Consider the following 19,241-nt stretch of genomic DNA (forward strand, 5'->3'; position numbering starts at 1 on the left):
GAACACGCAGCGTGAGAGCCCCTTCCAGGAGGACCCATGAGAGCCGCTGTTGTCTCCCGACCGTCCGGATCATTCGACATGGCCGACCTGCGCACCCCCCGCCCCGGGCCGGGAGAGATCTTGGTGCGGGTCGCGGCCTGCGGCGTCTGCCACACGGATCTCCATGTCCAGGACGGCTCTGTCGCCTTCCCCTTTCCCGCGGTTTTCGGCCATGAGATCTCCGGCACGGTGGCCGAGGTGGGAGCCGGCGTCGAGCACCTCGGCGAAGGCCAGAGCGTCGTCGGCGCCTTCATCATGCCGTGCGGAGCCTGCGCCATGTGTACGTCGGGACGCGAAGAGCTGTGCGAGCCCTTCTTCGCGCACAACCGACTCAAGGGCACGCTCTACGACGGCACTACGCGCTTGTTCGACGCGAATGGCGACCCCGTCTGGATGTACTCGATGGCCGGACTGGCCGAGTACGCCGTACTGCCCGCGCTCGGTGCGGCCCCGCTCCCCTCCGGCAGCCACCTCAAGGACTCGGCGATCCTCGGCTGTGCGTTTCTCACCGCCTACGGCGCGCTGGTCCACGTGGGAGAACTCCGCCAGGGCGCTCCAGTCGTGATCATCGGCGCCGGAGGCGTCGGTCTCAGCGCGGTGGCGGTGGCCAAGGCGCTGGGAGCCGGCCGGATCGTCGCCGTCGACATCGCCGACGACCGGCTCGGCGCCGCCCTGCGTCTGGGAGCGACGGAAGTGGTCAACGCCTCCACGACCGACGCGGTCGAAGCGGTCCGCGACATCACGGGCGGAGGATCCAGCCTCGTCCTTGAGGCCATTGGGCAGCCCGCCACCTTCCGGCAGGCCACCGAGATGGCCGCCGACGGCGGCCGGTGCGTGGTGATCGGGATCGCGCCCGCCGGCCGCACCGCCGAGGTCGAGATCACGCGGATCGTCCGCCGCAAGATCCAGATCTGCGGCTCCTTCGGCGGAAGGCCCCGCAGCGACCTGGCCCACCTGGGACAACTCGTGGCCGACGGCCGGCTCGACCCCGGGGCGCTCATCAGCCGGCGCTTCCCGCTGGAACGCGCCGACGAGGCCTACCGCCTGCTCAGCGAAGGAAAGATCGTCGGCCGCGCCCTCATCGAGGTCCAGGTCTAGGCCGTGTCCGGCCCCGCTCCCACCCGTACCAGCAAGGGACTCAGAACATGGCACTCACCCTGCACCACTGGCGAAACGGCAGCGTCCACGAAGGCGCCGCCGACCGTTTCGCCGACGTCACCAACCCCGCGACAGGCGAGACCACTGCCCGCCTCGCCCTCGCCGACGAGAGCGACGTCAACGAGATCATCGGCGCCGCCGCCGCGGCCTTCCCGGCCTGGCGTGACACCTCGCTGGCGGCGCGCACCCGCGTCCTCTTCCGCTTCCGCGAACTGCTGAACGAGCGCAAGCCCGAGCTCGCCGAGATCATCACGTCGGAGCACGGCAAGGTGCTCTCCGACGCACTCGGCGAGGTCAGCCGCGGCCAGGAGGTCGTCGAGTTCGCGTGCGGCATCGCACACCTCCTCAAGGGCGGGTTCACCGAGAACGCCTCCACTCGCGTCGACGTCCACTCCGTGCGCCAGCCGCTGGGCGTCGTCGGCATCATCACGCCCTTCAACTTCCCGGCCATGGTCCCCCTGTGGTTCTTCCCGATCGCCATCGCGGCCGGGAACACCGTCGTACTCAAGCCCAGCGAGAGGGTGCCGAGCGCCGCCCTGTGGCTGGCGGAGCTGTGGAAGGAGGCCGGGCTGCCCGACGGCGTGTTCAACGTCCTGAACGGTGACAAGACCGCCGTGGACGGTCTGCTCACGCACCCGGACGTGGACTCCATCTCGTTCGTGGGGTCCACTCCCATCGCCCGGTACGTGTACGGGACGGCCGCCGCGCACGGCAAGCGTGTCCAGGCGCTGGGCGGCGCCAAGAACCACATGATCGTCCTGCCCGACGCGGACCTCGGCCTGGCAGCCGACCAGGCGATCAACGCCGGCTTCGGCTCGGCCGGCGAACGCTGCATGGCCATCTCCGCGGTGGTCGCGGTCGGCGGTATCGCCGACGAACTGGTCGCGAAGATCAAGGAGCGCACGTCGAAGCTGCGCACCGGCGACGGCACCCGCGGCTGCGACATGGGCCCGCTGATCACCGCCCAGGCCCGGCAGCGCGTCTCCGGCTACATCGACGCCGGGGAGAAGGCGGGCGCCTCGGTCGTCGTGGACGGCCGCACCGTCCGGCCCGACGCGGAGGGCGAGGGCTTCTTCGTCGGCCCCACGCTCTTCGACCATGTCACCACCGGCATGAGCATCTACACCGACGAGATCTTCGGCCCGGTGCTCTCGGTGGTCAGGGTCGACTCGTACGACGAGGCCGTGCGGCTCGTCAACGCCGGCCCGTACGGCAACGGGACCGCGGTCTTCACCAACGACGGTGGCGCCGCACGGCGGTTCTCCCAGGAGATCAAGGTCGGCATGGTCGGCATCAACGTGCCGATTCCGGTCCCGATGGCCTACTACTCCTTCGGCGGGTGGAAGCACTCGCTGTTCGGCGACAGCCACGCTCACGGCACCGACGGCGTCCACTTCTTCACCCGGGGCAAGGTGATCACGTCCCGCTGGCTCGACCCCAGCCATGGCGGCATCAACCTCGGCTTCCCGCAGAACGCCTGAGACAGGCACGTCCGTCAGCCGGGCCGCATCGCCGGCCGCTGATCCGTGGACGGCGCTGACTCCGCCCCCTTCCCGCCCTCCGGCCGAGCCCTGTGGCTTGTCCGCTCCGAAACACGAGGAGACGCAGCCGTGCCTGTCGTTCTCAAGTCCGCGCCGGCCAAGAACACGGTCCGCGCCAGCCGCCCGGATGTCGTCGACACCGTGGCCGAGGTCATCGCCGATGTGCGGGCCGACGGCGACGACGCCGTCCGCCGGTACTCCGCCAAGTTCGACTCCTGGGCCCGGGACTCCTATCGGCTCAGCCCGCAGGAGATCCACTCCATCGTCTCCACAGTGCCCACCTCCGTCCTGGACGACCTGCGTTTCGTACAGCAGCAGGTGCAGAACTTCGCCCAGGCGCAGCGTGACTCGCTCCACGACTTCGAGACCGAGCCCCTGCCCGGTGTGTTCCTGGGGCAGCGCAACATACCCGTCACCGCGGCGGGGGCCTATGTGCCCGGCGGACGCTACCCGCTGACGGCCTCGGCCCACATGACGATCGTGACGGCGAAGGTCGCGGGCGTGGCGCGCGTGGCCGCCACCACCCCGCCCAACCAGGGCACGCCGCCGCCCGTCAGCGTTGCCGCGATGCATCTGGCCGGCGCCGAGGAGATCTACGTGCTCGGCGGGGTCCAGGCGGTGGCCGCGCTCGCCCTGGGCACCGAGACGATCGCCCCGGTCAACATGCTGGCCGGTCCCGGGAACGCCTATGTCGCCGAGGCGAAGCGGCAGTTGTACGGCGAGGTCGGCATCGACCTGTTCGCGGGCCCCACCGAGGTCCTCATCGTCGCCGACGAGACCGCCGACCCCTTCACGGTCGCCGTCGACCTGCTCAGCCAGGCGGAGCACGGCCCCGACTCCCCCGCGGTGCTCATCACCACTTCCCCCGAGGTCGGCCGGCGCACCCTTGAGTACGTCGAGGAACTGCTGCCGGGACTGCCCACCGGAAAGGTCGCCGGTGCCGCATGGCGTGACCACGGCGAGGTCATCCTCGTCGAGAGCCAGGAAGAGGCCTTCGCCCTGGCCGACACCTACGCCAGCGAGCACGTACAGATCTTCACCGCCGAGCCCCGCGACGCCCTCACCGGCATGCGTGACTACGGTGCGCTCTTCCTGGGCCAGGACACCTGCGTGCCCTACGGCGACAAGGTGATCGGCACCAACCATGTCCTGCCGACCATGGGCGCCGCCCGCTACACCGGCGGCCTGTGGGTCGGCAAGTACCTCAAGACCGTCACCTACCAGGAGGTCAGGGACAAGGCCAGCAGCGCGCTGCTGGGGGAGATCTGCGGCCGCGCCTCGCGGCTGGAGAACTTCGAGGGGCACGCCCGCTCGGGCGATCTGCGGGCCGCGCGCCACGGTGGGACTCCCCTGTCGTGGACCGACCGGGACGTCCGTCCCGGCGGAACCCGGCGGTAGCCGTGTCCGCCGAGGTCTCAGCGATGTCCGGGCGGAGCTGTCGTACCGCGCACGACCAGTTCGGTCGGCAGGAAGATCTCCTGCGGCTCTCCGCCCTCGATGACATCGAGCAGCAACCGGGCGGCCTGACGTCCCTTGTCGACCAACGGCTGTCGCACCGTGGTCAGTCGGGCCCCGGCCGCCGCAGGAAGATCGTCGAAGCCGGTCACCGAGAGGTCCCCGGGAATGCTCAGGCCGCGGCCGCGCGCCACGCCCATCGTGGCCAGAGCGAGGACATCCGTGGCGGCGAGCACGGCCGTCACCGGCCCGGCGTCGAGCAGGGCTTCGGCGGCCGAAACGGAGGCGGCTTCGTTGAAGCCGCCTGCCTCGATCACGGTGGCCGACGCCCAGGGCACACCGGCCGCACGGAAGGCTGCGGCGAAACCCGCCAGCCGCTCCCGCATGACCCGGTCGCGTGCCTGGCGGCGCCTGGCGGGGGACACCGGACCGCGGTGCCCGTCGGGCACCAGCCGGTCGACGAGAATCCCGACCGACCGGTGCCCCAGGGCGAGCACGTGGGCGGCGGCCGAGCGGGCGGCCTCCCGGTCCCGGACGCCGATCCACGCCAGCCCGCCCGGGTTCGGCCCGTCGATGACCACCACCGGCAGCTTCCTGCGCAGCACGGTCTCCACCGCGGGGTGGCCCTCCGGCATCGCATAGGCCAGGAAGCCGTCGACCAGACCCCGCAGCACCACCCCCGAGCGCTGCGCCGGCTGGTCCGACTCCAGCGGGCACGGCAGCAGGGTGAGCGCGGTCTCCGCCACTTCTCCCGCCTCGGAGATCCCCTTGAGGAGGGCGCTGGTGGCGGGGTCGTCGAAGGCGTACGGCAGCGAGTCGGTGATCATCAGGCCGATGGCGCCGACCTGCCCCGTGCGCAGGGTCCGGCCTGCCGAATGGGGACCGACGTAGCCGAGCCGGTCAGCGACCTGGAGGATGCGCTCCCGCTGGGCGGCCGAGAGCTTCTCCGGCCGGTTGTAGGCGTACGAGATCGCCGCCTGGGAGACGCCTGCCGCCTGGGCGACATCTCGCATCGTGACCACGGTCCCCGCTTCCCCTCGCTCGCCCGGCGCACGGTCAACCTTACCGAGGCACCCCTGTTCACAGGGCATCGGTCCGGGCCCGCGCAGCGGTTGACAGCGCAGGTCGCGGTGTTAACCTCGCCTCTAGTTAATCGAATAACCAAAGTAGTTAATCGAATAACCAAAGGGTGGTCGCGCCGCCCCTCCGGTCGGCGGACACCCCTCCCGGTGACGTCGGAGCAACGGCTTCCGCACCTCGGCCGACGCCCTCCCCCTGTTCTGCAGCAGGTCCTCCGCACACTCCAGATCTCCAGCGAGGGATGAACTCCCATGAGTGGAAAACGAACTCCCCCCGACGGCGGCCCCACCAGGACGCGCTACGACTTCGTGATCGTCGGCTCCGGCATGGGCGGCGGCGCCATGGCGTACGCGCTCAAGGACACCGGGGCCAGCGTGCTGCTCGTCGAACGCGGCGACTTCCTGCCGCAGGAGAAGCAGAACTGGGACGCCGGAGCCGTCTTCCGGCGCAAGCGCTATCAGAACGCGGAGCAGTGGTACGGCGTCGACGGCAGGGCCTTCACGCCCGGCAACTACTACTACGTCGGCGGAAACACCAAGCTCTACGGCTCCTCACTGGTCCGCTTCCGCCGCGAGGACTTCAAGGCCACCGAGCACGCCGACGGCACGTCGCCGGAGTGGCTCTTCCGGTACGAGGACCTGCAGCCCTACTACCTGCGCGCCGAGGAGCTGCTGCGGGTCCACGGCGACCAGCACGACGACCCCACGCTGAAGCGGTCCGAGCCCTTCCCCTACCCGCCGCTCGGGCACGAGGGCACGGTCCAGGAAGCCGCCGACGCCCTGACCCGGATGGGGCTCACCCCGTCGAACCTCCCGATCGGCATCGACCTGCGCGACGGCGGACGCTGCATCCGCTGCGCCTTCTGCGACGGTTTCCCCTGCCGCGTCCTGGCCAAGTCCGACGCCGACGTCACCTTCGTCCGCCCCGCCCTGGCGTCCGGCTCCGTGGAGCTGGTCACCAACGCCCACGTCACCCGCGTCCGCACCGACGACTCCGGCCGACGGGCGACCGGCGTCGAGCTGACGCACAACGGGGCGTCGGTCAGCGTCGGCGCCGACACCGTCGTCGTGTCCGCCGGCGCTGTCAACTCGGCCGCCCTGCTGCTCCGTTCGGCCAACGAGCGGCACCCCGACGGCCTCGCCAACTCCTCCGGCACGGTCGGACGCCACTACATGGTGCACAACAACACCGTCATGGTCGCCGTCCACCCCACCCGGAAGAACAACGTCGAGTTCCAGAAGACCCTCTACTTCAACGACTTCTACACCAGGGGAACGGACGACCACCCCTACCCGCTCGGACACGTCCAGCTCATCGGCAAGCTCCAGGCGGAGATGCTGGCCGGCCAGCGCCCCGGCATCCCCCAGTGGGCGCTCGGCTACGCCGCCCACCGCAGTCTCGACTGGTGGCTGTTCACCGAGGACCTGCCCGATCCGCGGAACCGCATCACCCTGACGCCCGAGGGCGGCATCCAGGTCGCCTGGAAGCCCAACAACGTCCGCGCGCACGAGGTCCTGGTCCGGGAGACGAAGAAGATCCTGCGCCGCATGGGGTACCCGCTGGTCTTCAGTCAGGGCACCGGCATCGAAGTGAACTCGCACCAGGCGGGCACCGTCCGCTCCGGCGCCGACGCGGCCGACTCCGCCCTGGATGCCGACTGCCGTTCCCACGACGTCGAGAACCTCTACGTCGTCGACTCGTCCTTCTTCCCGTCGCTGCCGGTGATGAATCCGGCGCTGACCATCGCCGCGAACGCACTGCGCGTCGCCGACCGCATCACCGGAACCACCCAGCAAGCAGCCCCCGCCCAGCACCCGACCAAGAGGTAGAGACATGTCCAGGCTCACCGGCGGCCAGATCGTCGTCGATTACCTGATCCGCGAAGGCGTCGAGAAGGTCTTCGCCGTCCCCGGGCACGGCAACACCGCCCTCATCGACGCCTTCGTCGACCGCAAGGACGAGATCGAAGTCATCCCGGCCATGCACGAACAGGGCGCCGCCCACATGGCCGACGGCCACTACCGGGCCACCGGCAGGATCGCCGCCTGCTGTACGTCCATCGGCCCGGGGGCGACCAACACCCTCACCGGGCTGACGACCGCGTTCGCCGACTCGCAGCCGTTCCTGCTGATCACCGGCGCCGTGCACACCTACATGGAGAACCACGGCGTCCTGCAGGAGATCGACCGCCCGCACGGCAACAACTTTCCCCGTATGGCCGAGCCCGTCGTCAAGCGGTGGTGGCAGCCCAGCCGCGTCGACCAGCTCCCCACCGTGCTGGCCCAGGCCTTCAACACCATGTACGAAGGCCGCCGCGGCCCCGTCCTGCTCGACATCCCCCAGGACCTGCAGGCCGAGTACGGCGACTACGAACCCGGGCAGCCCCGGATGCGCCGCGCGCACGGCCGCACCGCCGGCGACCCCGAGCGCATCGCCGAGGCCGCCGCGCTCCTGGCCGCCGCCGAGCGCCCGGTCATCCTGGCCGGCGGCGGTGTCATCGCGGCGGAGGCCACCGCCGAACTGCTCGCCGTCGCCGAACGTCTGGGGGCCCCGGTCACCCACTCCTTCATGGGCAAGGGCGCTTTCCCCGCCGACCACGACCTGTACGCCTGGCCCTGTGGCGACATGGGGTCGATCTCCGGCAACGGCGTCACACGCACCGCCGACGTGATCCTCGCGGTCGGCTGCCGCTTCAGCGACCGCATCACCTCCTCGTACAAGCCGGGCGTCACCTTCAACATCCCGGACACCAAGCTCGTCCAGATCGACATCGACGGCTTCGAGATCGGCCGCAACTATCCCGCCGAGGTCGGGATCGTGGGTGATGCCAGGGCCTGCCTCACCTCGCTGCTCGGCGAGCTGAACCAGCTGGGCGAGGCCCCGGACTGGCGCTCCTCCGCCTACTTCGCCGAACTGCGGGACCTCAAGGCCCAGTGGGAGGAGCACCTGCGGCCGATGCGGACAACCGACCACCTGCCGATGACCAACTCGCGGGCCATGGTGGAGATCCGCGAGGCGCTCCCGCGCGAGGGCATCCTGGTCACCGACTCCAGCAACCCCGCCAACCAGGCCTTCAACGAGTTCCCCGTCCACGGGCCGCGCACCAACATCGTGGCGGGCGGCATGTCCGGCATCGGATTCGGCCTGCCCGCCGCGGTCGGCGCCCAGGTCGCCGTGGGCGACCGGCCCGTCCTGGCCCTCGTCGGTGACGGCAGCTTCCTGCAGACCGGCACCGAACTGGCCACCGCTGTCATGCTCGATCTGCCGCTCGTCGTGGTCGTGCTCAACAACGGCGGCTGGGAGGCCATCAAGGACCTCCAGATCAGCCTCTTCGGCCAGGAGCGCCAGATCGTGAGCGGCTGGACCACCAAGGACGGCAAGCCGTACTTCGCCGATATCACCGAGTTCGCGCGGTCCCTGGGTTGTACGGCCGAGCGCGTCGAGGACCCGGCCGAGCTCGCGGACGCCGTGCGCCGTGCCTTCGGGACTCGGGGCCCGGTCGTCATCGAGGCGATGAGCGCCCATGAACTGCCCTGGACGGAGATGCACCCCACCGGCTGGTGGGACATCACCGTGCCCGCCTACCACGGTGAGACCCGCGACGACTACGTGTCCCGGCGCGGCTTCTGACGTGGCTCAGGCCGTACGGCGCTTCAGTACCCGGAAAGCGACGGCGACCGCGAGCGCGGCCAGGATGACGAGGACGCCGCACTCCATCAGCTGGCGGGGCCAGAAGTCGGCTGACGGGAGATAGGTGCGGGTGAAGCCGGTCACGTGGTGCTGGGCGAGGCACCGCGCGTTGTCGTAGCACTCGGGGTCGGTGATCCGGGCGCCGGTGGAGGTGATCGCCCGGCTGTCCACGGAGAGGTCGGGCACCTGCCACGCACGCTGGAAGGGCCACAGACCGCTGCGGACGGCTGTCACCGCGTACTGGACGACGGCCGCGACAGCCATGGCGGGCAGCATACGGCGCAGCAGCATCCCGCAGAGCGCGCCGATCGCGAGGGCGAGGAGCGGGGCGAGGACTGTGGAAGGGCCGATGGAGAAGTACAGGTGGCGGGGGTCGTATCCGGCCCGCAGCAGGTCGCTGTGGGAGGACCACAGCAGCCGGTAGAGCAGGATCAGCAGACCGGTGCTCACGGTGGTCACCAGAGCGGGGACGGCGAGCTTGGCGGCGAGCCAGCGGGCCGGGGATACGGACTGGGACCAGGCAAGCCTGGTGGTGCCGCTCTCCAGTTCGCGGCCGATCAGCGGGCCGGCCGCGAAGACGGCCACGCAGAAGGTGGCGATGCTGATCAGGGTGGCCGGATCGTAGAAGAGGTCGTTGTACGTGCCCGAGAAGAACGGGACGGCGCTGTGGAACGCGCCCTTCCAGGCGTCTTCCTGCACCCCGGCGTAGCCGAACCTGTCGAACATCTTCTGGGTGGCGTTCGCGCCGGGGCCGCACAGCCAGAGCAGCAGCCCGGCGGTGACGACCACGAAGGCCGCCCAGCACCACAGCGCTGCCCGGTGCAGCCGCAGTTCGGCCCGGAGCAGGTCGAGGGCGGACGGTCGGAGCGAGGGCGTGGGGGCGTGTTGGTCCACGGGAGCGGTGGTCATGAGGAGTCCTTGTGAGCTGCGGTGGGACGGTGGTGTGTGGGGGGGGGAGCTGACTTGGGTGACGGGGTACCGGAGGCGTGCGGTCGGCGGGACCGGTGCGGTCAGGCGGCGGCCGTGGTGTCCCCCCGCATGTCCGGGGTGAGGAGCGCCGGGGCCGACGGTGTACGGAGATGGGCCAGCAGCAGCTCTTCCAGGGTGGGTTTCTGGGTCTGCCAGGTGCCCGCGAGCGGGCCGCGGGGGCGGATCAGCGCGGTGAGGCCGCGGCCGGTGGGGCGGGACTCCACCACCGTGTGCGGGGCCAGGCCGGTGTCCCGGCCGGTGACCAGGGTGTGTGCGGCGAGCAGCGCTTCGACGGATCCGCCCAGGCGGACATGTCCGCCGTCGAGGAGCAGCAAGTGGTCGCAGGAGTAGGAGAGTTCGGAGACGATGTGCGAGGAGAACAGGATGCTGGTGCCGTTCTCGGCGGCGTCGGCCAGCAGCAGCCCCATCAGCTGCTGACGGGCCGGCGGGTCCAGCTCGGCCATCGGTTCGTCCAGCAGCAGGAGGTCGGGCCGCTTCCCCAGGGTGAGGGCGAGTGCCACCCGGGTGCGCTGGCCGCCGGAGAGTCCGCGGACCTTGCGCCGCGGGTCGATGCTGCCCTGTTCGACGATCCGGTCGGCATAAGTGGCATCCCAGCGGCCCGCGTTGAGACGGGCGCCCAGCGCGAGGGTGTCGGCGACCGAGAGGTGGCCGTAGAGCGGCTGCTCCTGGTCCAGGTAGCCGACCCTGTCGCGGTGGACGCCGGGCGCGGCGCCCAGCACGGTGACGGGGCCCGCTCCGGAGGCGGCGTCCGGGAGGGTTCCGGTTGCGGGGCCGCCGTCCGGCCTGATCAGGCCGGCGAGTACGTGCAGGAGCGTGGACTTGCCCGCGCCGTTGGGACCTACCAGCGCGCAGACGCTGCCCGCGGGGACCCGGAAGGAGCAGTCCTCCAGGGCGAGTGCCGCACGTCGGCCGCGCCCGCGGCGCAGCGTGAGGCCGGTCGCCGCGATCGCGGCCGGGGAACTGCTGGTGGTGCTCACTGATCCCCCTTCGGGAAGTGCTCGTCCAGTACCGAAGTGAGAAGCGCGGCGGCGCTCTCCCGGCCGACACCGGCGGCGCGGGCCCGCTGGGCCCAGCCGTCCAGCTCCGCGCGGAAGGCCGAGTCGGCGCCGGTGCCGTCGAGCGTGCCGCGCACGAACGTGCCCACACCCCGCCGCGCCTCGACCAGGCCCGAGCGCTCCAGCTCGCGGTAGGCCTTGAGCACGGTGTTCGGGTTGATGGCCGTGATCTCGACGACCTCACGCGCCGTGGGGAGCTTGTCCCCCGGTTCGAGGAGGCGCAGGCGCAGCGCCTGCTGGGTCTGCTGGACGATCTGGAGATAGGCGGGGATGCCGCTGTGGCGGTCGATGCGGTATTCGACATGGTGGTCGGCCACCAGGCGCACCCTCTTTCACTAATTGACTAGTGAAACTTCGCACGGGGACGGGAGAGACGTCAAGTCCGCGATATCCCGGGCGCTCCACCCGGGCCCGGACCGGGCGACCCCACGCGCGCAGCTCAGCCCGCGCAGCTCAGGGCGTACGCGGCCGGCGCGGGCGCGGACGGATCGCGCGGCAGCCCGGAGCGGACCCGCACGGCGGGGGCAAGGGCGGGGGTCCGGTTCGGCGGGCGCGGACCGCCCCATCCCTCCCCGTTGGGTCGGTGATCGGGCAGCCGGCATCCCCGTCCACGAACATGGCCCAAATTGATTTAACGTTCAACATGATTTGGCGGCATGCTGGTCAACGAGCCGGCAACCACCCGGAGGTCCGGCCCGACACCCCACCTGACCAACGGAGATGACCCGACATGACACAGGCCGCCCTGCCCCTCCGCCTCCACCACCACGCCTGGATCACCGACGACCAGGAAGCCAACCGGCGCTTCTACGAGGACGTGATCGGCCTGCCCCTGGTGGCCACGTGGACCGAGCGCGAGGTGCTGTCCGGGGCCGAGCGCGTCTACAGCCATGCCCTCTACGGTCTGGCTGACGGCAGCGCACTGGCCTTCTTCCAGTTCGCCGACCCCGAGGACCAGAAGGAGTTCAGGACCAGCATCAATGCGACCCCACTGCGCCACATCGCCTTCAAGGTCGAGGCCGAGACCCAGGAAGCCATGCGCGAGCGCATCGACGCGGCCGGGATTCCGGAGGCGAACGCCCACGTGATCGACCATGGCTTCTGCGTCTCGCTGTACATCACGGACCCCAACGGGCTGATCCTGGAGTTCGCGGTCGACCACCCCGATGTGGAGAAGATCGACGCCGAGCGGCGCGCCACGGCACACGCCGACCTCGCCCGCTGGCTCGCAGGCGACCACACCAGCAACAACAACTGGCACTGACCGCAACCGTGCGGCCTTGGCCGGACCTGGCCCCAGGGAGTCAACCGTGCGGCCTTGACCGGACCCGGCCTCCATGGAGCGTCTCGTCGGTCAGCGGCCCCGGGTCGCCTGGAGGTACGCCTGCGGCTGCTTCTCCTGCGGGTCCGGTTCGCGTACCAGCTGGGCGCGGACCTCGAACCCGGCATCGGCCAGCCATCCGGCGACCCGGGCCGGCGGCAGCCAGTGGACGTCGAGCGAGAGGTCGTGGCCGTAGCCGCGGCCGAGATGGCGGACCTCGTCACCGGCCTTGAAGGCGAGCAGCAGCCGGCCGCCAGGCGCGAGCACCCGGTGGAACCCGGCGAACACCGAGGGCAGCACATCCGGCGGGAGGTGGATGATCGAGTACCAGGCGACCAGGCCGCCGAGCGAGCCGTCCGGCAGGTCGAGGGCGGTCATCGACCCGACGTCGAACCGCAGCCCCGGACAGGCCCGGCGGGCCACATCGACCATCCCCGGCGAGAGATCGATACCGAACGCGTCCACGCCCAGGGCGTCCAGATACGCCGTCACCCGGCCGGGACCGCAGCCGATGTCGGCCACCGGGCCACCGCCGTCGGTGCGCACCTGGTCGGCGAAGGCGGTGAGCATCGCCCGGTCGTAGGGGCTGTTCGCGAGATGGTCACGGACGATCTCCTCGTAGGAGACCGCGGCGGTGTCGTAGGACGCGCGGATGGTGCGCAGGTAGCCGGGTTCGGGCCGGGGTCCGGGTTCGGTCATGGCGGCGCTCCGTACGTCGTGGGTGGCGGGCCCTGCCCACCCGGGCGGGGCGGGGCCGGGGCCCGGGGCCGCACGGCGGGACCGGCCCCGTGGATCAGCCGGGGGGCGGACCCAGGCCGCCGCCCGGCCCGGACGTCAGCGCGGCGGGACCGCAGGCGGGGCGAGCCCCAGCCGCCGGTCCTTCAGGGCCGGGAACTGCTCGCGGACCGTGGCGACGAGTCCCGGGTCGATCTCGGCCGTGAGGACCTCCTCGCCCGCGCCCGCCTGGGCGAGCACCTCGCCCCAGGGGTCGACCACGATGCTGTGGCCCGCCTGCTCCACGCCCGCGTGCGTACCGGCGGACCCGCAGGCCAGGACGTACGCCTGGTTCTCCACCGCGCGCGCCTGCGCGAGCAGCGTCCAGTGCGAGCGGCGGCGCTCCGGCCAGCCCGCGGGGACGACCAGGAGGCGGGCGCCCGCGTCGGTCAGGCCGCGGAAGAGTTCGGGGAAGCGGAGGTCGTAGCAGGTGGCCAGGCCGAGCGTGGTCTCGGGCAGGTCCACCGTCACCAGTTCGCCGCCCGCGGCCATCATGACCGCCTCGCCCTTGTCGAAGCCGAAGCGGTGGATCTTCCGGTAGGCGGCGGCCCGTTCGCCCTCGGGGGTGAGCACCAGCGAGGTGTTGTAGAGCGCGTCCCCGGGGCCCCGCTCCACGATCGAGCCCGCGTGCAGCCAGACCCCGGCGTCACGGGCGGCCTGGGCCATTGCCCGGTACGTGGGCCCGTCCAGCGGTTCGGCCTCGGACTCGAAGGACTGGTACGCGAAGGCGCCTACGGACCAGAGTTCGGGCAGGACGACGAGGTCCGCACCGGACTGTTCCCGTACGAGATCCGCCACGCGCAAACGGCGTGAAGCGGGCGATTCCGCAGGATTCACTGCGATCTGGAGGAGAGAGGCGCGCACAGTACCACCGTCCTGGCATTCGGGCCTTCAACGCGGGCCTACGATCGTCACACGAAAGCACTGCCGGGGTGCCACTGGGCAGCGTACTGTGCCTTTCCGGGGGATGCCCCCAGACCCCCAGCAGCGCCTCGAAAACCAGCAGGTCTACGCCCGCCGTACCGCAGAACACCGCTCCGAGGGGTCCCGTGACAGTCCATCCAAGCCTTCAGACCTATGCCGACGCCTGGACCCACTCCGCAGAAGCGATAACCGAGCTGGTGAAGCCGCTCGTCGAGGGCGAGTGGAACCGCGGGACGCCCTGCCCCAACTGGTCGGTGCGCGACATCATCTCCCACATCATCGGCATGGAGAACGAACAGCTCGGGGACCCGCGGCCGATCCACACCCTGCCCCGCGACCTCTTCCATGTGAAGACGGAGCACGAGCGGTACATGGAGATGCAGGTCGACGTGCGGCGCCACCACACATCGCCGGAGATGCTCGCGGACCTGGAGTACACGATCATCCGGCGCTCGCGGCAGCTGCGGAACGAGACCCGGAAGCCGGACACCCTGGTCCGCGCGCCGCTCGGTGCGGAGCAGACGCTGGAACTGGCTCTCCAGATGCGTGCGTTCGACGTCTGGGTGCATGAGCAGGATCTGCGCACCACCCTGGGCAGGCCGGGGAATCTGGACTCGCCGGGTGCCTATGTGGCGCGGGACACCCTCGTGGAGGCGCTGCCGAAGGTCGTCACGGAAGGGGCGGGTGCGCCGCCGAACACCGCGGTGGTCTTCGACATCACCGGCGCCGTCGAGTTCATGCGGACGGTCCGGGTGAACGCCGAAGGGCAGGGCTCGGTCGACGGATCGCCGTCGCTGGGGCCCGCCGTGACGATCGCGATGGACTGGGAGACGTACTTCCGGCTGGCCTGCGGGCGGGTCAGGCCGGCGTCGGTCATGGACCAGATCAAGACCGAGGGCGACGAGGAGCTGGGCGCGGCGATCCTGGGGTCGTTCGCGGTGACGCCCTGACCGGCGGTCGTGCGCCGGTGACCCCCTGACCGGCCCGCTGCGGCCGACCCGCCGTGACCGGCCCGCCCTGACCGGCCGCACGCCCGGGGCCACGCGGCGACGTGGTTACGCCGGGACGTGCACGGCCTCCACCCGGCTGGTCACCAGCCGCTCGCTCTCACGGCGTGCGCTCCGCCGCCGCAGCCGGAGGATCTGGCTGGCGCCCAGCGCCTCCAGGACGAACACGGAGCAGAAGGCGATCCGGTAGTTGTCGCCCGTCGCGTCCAGCAGGACCCCGACCGCGAGGAGCGTCGTCATCGACGCGATGAATCCGCCCATGTTGACGATGCCGGACGCGGTGCCCTGGCGCTCCGGGGGGTTGGCGGGGCGTGCGAAGTCGAAGCCGATCATCGAGGCCGGGCCGCAGGCGCCGAGCACCGTGCACAGCGTCAGCAGCAGCCACATCGGCGCGTGGTAGCCCGGGTAGGCGAGGGTGGACGCCCAGAGCAGCGCGGTGGCGCCGACCGTGGAGAGCGCGATGGGGGCGCGGGCGCCCTGGTGCCGGGCGATGATCTGCCCGTAGACCAGGCCGACGACCATGTTCGAGAGCACGATCAGGGTGAGCAGCTCGCCCGCGGTGGCACGGGACAGGCCCTGCGCCTCGACGAGGAACGGCATCCCCCACAGCAGCAGGAAGAACATCGCCGGGAACTGCGTGGTGAAGTGCACCCACATCCCGAGCCGGGTGCCGGGCTCCCGCCAGGCGGCGGCGATCTGCCGGCGCACGGACGCGGCTCCCCGGTGCGGGGACGGCGGCGGTTCGAAGCCCTCGGGGTGGTCCTTCAGGAACAGCAGCATCACCACGAGCACCAGCACCCCGGCGAGCGAGCTGCCCGCGAAGGTGGCGGTCCAGCCGAGGCCGTGCAGCGTACGGGAGATGACGACCGTCGAGACGAGATTCCCGGCCATCCCGACCAGGCCCGCCAGCTGCGCGATCATCGGGCCGCGCCGGGCGGGGAACCAGCGGCTGCCGAGCCGCAGCACGCTGATGAAGGTCATGGCGTCACCACAGCCGAGCAGCGCGCGGGAGGCGAGGGCGGTGGAGTACGAGGGCGAGAACGCGAAGCCGAGCTGGCCCAGCGTGAACAGCACCACCCCGAGGGTCAGCACCTTCCTGGTGCCGAACCGGTCCACGAGCAGGCCGACGGGTATCTGCATCCCCGCGTAGACGAGCAGTTGGAGGATGGAGAAGGTGGAGAGGGCGGAGGCGTTGATGTGGAAGCGGGCGGCGGCGTCCAGACCGGCCACGCCCAGGCTGGTACGGAAGACGATCGCCACGAAGTAGACGGCGACGCCGATGCACCAGACGGTGACCGCACGCCTGCCTCCCGGCGGATCGCCGGGCAGCACCGCGCTCATCGGTCCTCCCCCCGGGCCAGGTGCCGGACCCGGGTGACATGCCGGCGGACGACCACGACGGCGGCGTCGGCGTTCCCGCCGCGCAGCGCTTCGAGGATCTCGCCGTGCTCGGCGAGGGTGGTGGCGGTGCGGTCGGGGTGCGCGTGGAGCACGGCGACGCCCATCCGCAGCTGCCGGTCGCGCAGCTGGTCGTAGAGGCGGGAGAGGATCTCGTTCCCCGCGCTGCGGACGATCTCCGCGTGGAAGCAGCGGTCGCTGACGGCGGCCGCGGCCAGATCGCCTGCCGCCACCTGCGCGGTCTGCTCGTCGAGCAGCTCCGCCAGCCGCTCGATGAGCCGGGGCGGCGCGGGCACGGCCTTCCGCGCGGCGAACTCCTCGACCAGCAGCCGGGTCTCGACCACGTCGTGGATCTCCTGCGCGGAGACGGCGAGGACCAGGGCGCCCTTCTTGGGGTAGAGCTTGATGAGCCCTTCGACCTCCAGCTTGAGCAGCGCCTCCCGTACGGGCGTCCGGGAGACGCCCACGGCGTCGGCGAGCTCGCCCTCGGTGAGGAGCGTCCCGCCCTCGTAGCGGCGGTCGAGCACGGCCTGTTTGACGTGGGTGTAGACGCGGTCGGCTGCGGGGGGCTGTCTCAGCGGGGCGACGGGCATGCGCACAGCATAGATACAACAGGGATGCGTCGGGGAGAGGCGTCCGGATGGCGGGACGCCGCTGCCCGTACGGGGGCGACGCCCGGACGGAAGGGGGATTCCGGGTGCGGCTACTCCGCGAGTGGGGGTGCGGCTACTCCGGGAGGGGGTGCACCGCGGTGATACCGGCGATGACCAGGTCGATCCCCGCGAGGAACTCCGCCCGGTCGTCGTGGTCGCGCAGCTGGTCCGCGACACCCCGCGTGAAGGGGTACTCGACGGGGTCGAGTGCGGCCCAGGCGTCCGCCGCCGCACCGAGGAACTCGGCACGGCCCGGACTCGGCCGACGCGCCTGGTGGGCACGGGCGTTGGCCGCGTTCTGCCCGGCCACTCCGGTGATGTAGTTCAGCAGCGCGGAGGCGGCGGTGAACTGGGCGGCATGCGGCACGCCCAGCGCCTGGACCTGGCGTCCGATGTGCTCCAGGACCCGCAGCATCGGGGACTGCCCGGGGGCGCGGGAGAGCTGGGTGCCGACCCACGGGTGGACATCGATCGCGTCGAACACACCGAGGGCGAGGGCGCGGATCGCCTCCTGCGGGGTCGCCCCGGCGACGGTGGCGGGAGCGGCGGCGACCCCAGCGGGACCGCCGGCGGCCTCACCGGGACCAGTCGAGGCGCCCGGATCAGCGGCCTCACCGGGACCAGCCTCGGCGCCCGGATCAGCCGCGGCACCGAGACCGGCCGCCGCAGCGGCCATCGCCGCATCGAGGACGGCGGCCGTGGCCGCGTCGAGCAGCTCCCCCTTGCCCGTGACATGCCAGTAGATCGCGCCCGGCCCGGTGGACAGGTGCTCGGCCAGCGCGCGGAAGGTGAGGCCGCCCTCGCCCGCGGAGTCGAGGAGCCCGACCGCGGCCTCGACGATGCGCTCCCGGGAGAGCGGTTCCTCGCGTCGCTCCGTACGACGTGTCCTCGTTGCCATGCACACATCCTGACATACGTCTGGAACCCCGTTCCAGCTTGACAACCCTGGAACGACGTTCCAGGCTATTTGTGGAACAGCATTCCAGAGGGCCACCGGGACACCGGCCCGGCGCCCCGCACCACGGAAGGACACCCCCATGACCAGCCACGTCACGATCATCGGCGCCGGCCTCGGCGGACTCACCCTGGCCCGCGTCCTGCACGTCCACGGCATCCGGCCCACGGTCTACGAGGCGGAGGCCTCCGCCACCTCACGCACCCAGGGCGGCATGCTCGACATCCACGAGGACAACGGCCAGCCCGCACTCCGGGCGGCGGAACTGACGGACGAGTTCCGGGGCCTCATCCTGGAGGGCCGCGAGGCGACCCGGATCCTCGCCACGGACGGGACCGTCCTGTACGACGACGACACCGAACGCGGGCGCCCCGAGGTGCTCCGCGGCGAGCTGCGGCGGATCCTGCTCGAATCGCTCCCGGACGGCACCGTCCGGTGGGGCCACAAGGTCAGCGGCGTACGCGCCCTCGGCGACGGCCGCCACGAGGTGAGGTTCGCCGACGGCACCACCACCGTCACCGACCTGCTGGTCGGCGCGGACGGCGCCTGGTCCCGGGTCCGGCCGCTGCTCTCGGCCACCACCCCCGAGTACATCGGCATGTCGTACGTCGAGACCTATCTCCACGACGCCGACAACCGCCACCCGGTCACCGCGAAGACGGTCGGCGCCGGATCGCTGTCCGTGCTCGCACCCGGGAAGGGCATCACGGCGCACCGCGAGAGCGGCGGGACCCTCCACACCTATGTGGCGCTCACCAAGCCGCAGGAGTGGTTCGCCGCCATCGACTTCACCGACTCCGCCGCGGCCGCCGCACGGGTCGCCGAGGAGTTCACCGGCTGGGCGCCCGAGATCACCGCGCTGATCACCGACGGCGAGTCCGCGCCGGTGCTGCGCCCCCTCAACGCTCTGCCCGTGGAGCACCGGTGGGAGCGGGTGCCCGGGGTGACCCTGCTCGGCGACGCCGCCCACCTCGCGGCGCCGAACGGCGAGGGCGCCAATCTGGCCATGCTGGACGGCGCCGACCTCGGCGAGGCCATCGCCGCGCACCCCGACGACATCGAGGCCGCGCTCACCTCGTACGAGCAGGCCATGTTCCCGCGCAGCGCGGCGGCCGCCGCGGACGGCACCGAACTGCACGGGATCCTCTTCGGTGACGCGACACCGCAGAGCCTGATCAGCATGTTCAGCGGGGACGAGTAG

Annotated in this window: 17 protein-coding genes; 8 read left to right on the plus strand and 9 right to left on the minus strand. The window is 71.3% G+C overall.

The annotated features are described in order from the left end of the window. Positions 1-36 precede the first annotated feature (36 nt). From ACFXBC_RS06870 to hisD, 3 genes are all read left to right on the plus strand, one after another. Positions 37-1,137: a zinc-binding dehydrogenase gene (locus ACFXBC_RS06870; RefSeq protein ID WP_385019500.1), complete on the plus strand. Its 1,101-nt coding sequence runs from the start codon at positions 37-39 to the stop codon at positions 1,135-1,137. A gap of 47 nt (positions 1,138-1,184) precedes the next feature. Then, entirely contained in the window at positions 1,185-2,678 is a 1,494-nt protein-coding gene (locus ACFXBC_RS06875; RefSeq protein WP_385019502.1) for a CoA-acylating methylmalonate-semialdehyde dehydrogenase, read from the plus strand. A 129-nt stretch (positions 2,679-2,807) separates the two neighbouring features. After that, positions 2,808-4,136, plus strand: a complete 1,329-nt coding sequence (gene hisD, locus ACFXBC_RS06880) for a histidinol dehydrogenase (RefSeq protein WP_385019504.1) — start codon at positions 2,808-2,810, stop codon at positions 4,134-4,136. Between the two features lie 17 nt (positions 4,137-4,153). Here hisD and ACFXBC_RS06885 read toward each other — a convergent pair whose 3' ends face one another. Further along, positions 4,154-5,206: a LacI family DNA-binding transcriptional regulator gene (locus ACFXBC_RS06885; protein WP_385019506.1), complete on the minus strand. Its 1,053-nt coding sequence runs from the start codon at positions 5,204-5,206 to the stop codon at positions 4,154-4,156. A 318-nt stretch (positions 5,207-5,524) separates the two neighbouring features. On the opposite strand from ACFXBC_RS06885, the gene ACFXBC_RS06890 reads away from it, so the two are divergent. Together ACFXBC_RS06890 and ACFXBC_RS06895 are read left to right on the plus strand one after the other, a co-directional pair. Next, a complete protein-coding gene (locus ACFXBC_RS06890) occupies positions 5,525-7,102 on the plus strand; it encodes an FAD-dependent oxidoreductase (protein WP_385019508.1) in 1,578 nt (525 codons plus the stop codon). Positions 7,103-7,106: 4 nt separating this feature from the next. After that, positions 7,107-8,903, plus strand: a complete 1,797-nt coding sequence (locus ACFXBC_RS06895) for a thiamine pyrophosphate-binding protein (protein ID WP_385019510.1) — start codon at positions 7,107-7,109, stop codon at positions 8,901-8,903. 6 nt (positions 8,904-8,909) lie between these two features. On the opposite strand, the gene ACFXBC_RS06900 is transcribed toward ACFXBC_RS06895, so the two are convergent. The 3 genes from ACFXBC_RS06900 to ACFXBC_RS06910 all read right to left on the minus strand — a co-directional run bounded on the left by ACFXBC_RS06900 (position 8,910) and on the right by ACFXBC_RS06910 (position 11,325). Further along, positions 8,910-9,872 carry a hypothetical protein gene (locus tag ACFXBC_RS06900; RefSeq protein WP_385019512.1) on the minus strand — a complete coding sequence of 321 codons (963 nt, stop codon included), beginning with the start codon at positions 9,870-9,872 and terminating at the stop codon, positions 8,910-8,912. Between the two features lie 101 nt (positions 9,873-9,973). Then, positions 9,974-10,930, minus strand: a complete 957-nt coding sequence (locus ACFXBC_RS06905) for an ABC transporter ATP-binding protein (protein ID WP_385019514.1) — start codon at positions 10,928-10,930, stop codon at positions 9,974-9,976. Then, entirely contained in the window at positions 10,927-11,325 is a 399-nt protein-coding gene (locus ACFXBC_RS06910; protein ID WP_385019516.1) for a GntR family transcriptional regulator, read from the minus strand. Before ACFXBC_RS06910 ends, ACFXBC_RS06905 begins: the two co-directional genes overlap by 4 nt. Positions 11,326-11,738: 413 nt before the next feature. On the opposite strand from ACFXBC_RS06910, the gene ACFXBC_RS06915 reads away from it, so the two are divergent. After that, positions 11,739-12,272: a VOC family protein gene (locus ACFXBC_RS06915; RefSeq protein ID WP_385019518.1), complete on the plus strand. Its 534-nt coding sequence runs from the start codon at positions 11,739-11,741 to the stop codon at positions 12,270-12,272. Between the two features lie 90 nt (positions 12,273-12,362). Here the strand turns inward: ACFXBC_RS06915 and ACFXBC_RS06920 are convergent, their stop codons facing one another. Both ACFXBC_RS06920 and ACFXBC_RS06925 read right to left on the minus strand, forming a co-directional pair. Further along, entirely contained in the window at positions 12,363-13,028 is a 666-nt protein-coding gene (locus tag ACFXBC_RS06920) for a class I SAM-dependent DNA methyltransferase (protein ID WP_385019520.1), read from the minus strand. A gap of 135 nt (positions 13,029-13,163) precedes the next feature. Beyond that, on the minus strand, positions 13,164-13,967 hold the full coding sequence (locus ACFXBC_RS06925; RefSeq protein ID WP_385019522.1) for a carbon-nitrogen family hydrolase: 804 nt from the start codon (positions 13,965-13,967) through the stop codon (positions 13,164-13,166). A gap of 185 nt (positions 13,968-14,152) precedes the next feature. Between ACFXBC_RS06925 and ACFXBC_RS06930 the strand changes: the two genes are divergently transcribed. Next, a complete protein-coding gene (locus tag ACFXBC_RS06930) occupies positions 14,153-14,977 on the plus strand; it encodes a maleylpyruvate isomerase family mycothiol-dependent enzyme (protein WP_385019524.1) in 825 nt (274 codons plus the stop codon). 105 nt (positions 14,978-15,082) lie between these two features. Here the strand turns inward: ACFXBC_RS06930 and ACFXBC_RS06935 are convergent, their stop codons facing one another. The 3 genes from ACFXBC_RS06935 to ACFXBC_RS06945 all read right to left on the minus strand — a co-directional run bounded on the left by ACFXBC_RS06935 (position 15,083) and on the right by ACFXBC_RS06945 (position 17,983). Beyond that, on the minus strand, positions 15,083-16,375 hold the full coding sequence (locus ACFXBC_RS06935) for a nitrate/nitrite transporter (RefSeq protein ID WP_385019526.1): 1,293 nt from the start codon (positions 16,373-16,375) through the stop codon (positions 15,083-15,085). Continuing rightward, positions 16,372-17,025 carry a GntR family transcriptional regulator gene (locus tag ACFXBC_RS06940; RefSeq protein WP_385019528.1) on the minus strand — a complete coding sequence of 218 codons (654 nt, stop codon included), beginning with the start codon at positions 17,023-17,025 and terminating at the stop codon, positions 16,372-16,374. The genes ACFXBC_RS06935 and ACFXBC_RS06940 overlap by 4 nt, the downstream gene beginning before the upstream one ends. A gap of 133 nt (positions 17,026-17,158) precedes the next feature. Next, positions 17,159-17,983 carry a TetR family transcriptional regulator gene (locus ACFXBC_RS06945; protein WP_385019529.1) on the minus strand — a complete coding sequence of 275 codons (825 nt, stop codon included), beginning with the start codon at positions 17,981-17,983 and terminating at the stop codon, positions 17,159-17,161. 139 nt (positions 17,984-18,122) lie between these two features. Here ACFXBC_RS06945 and ACFXBC_RS06950 point away from each other — a divergent pair, with 139 nt between their 5' ends. Continuing rightward, entirely contained in the window at positions 18,123-19,241 is a 1,119-nt protein-coding gene (locus ACFXBC_RS06950; protein ID WP_385019531.1) for an FAD-dependent oxidoreductase, read from the plus strand.

The organism is Streptomyces sp. NPDC059398, from assembly GCF_042751845.1.
GTDB lineage: Bacteria > Actinomycetota > Actinomycetes > Streptomycetales > Streptomycetaceae > Streptomyces.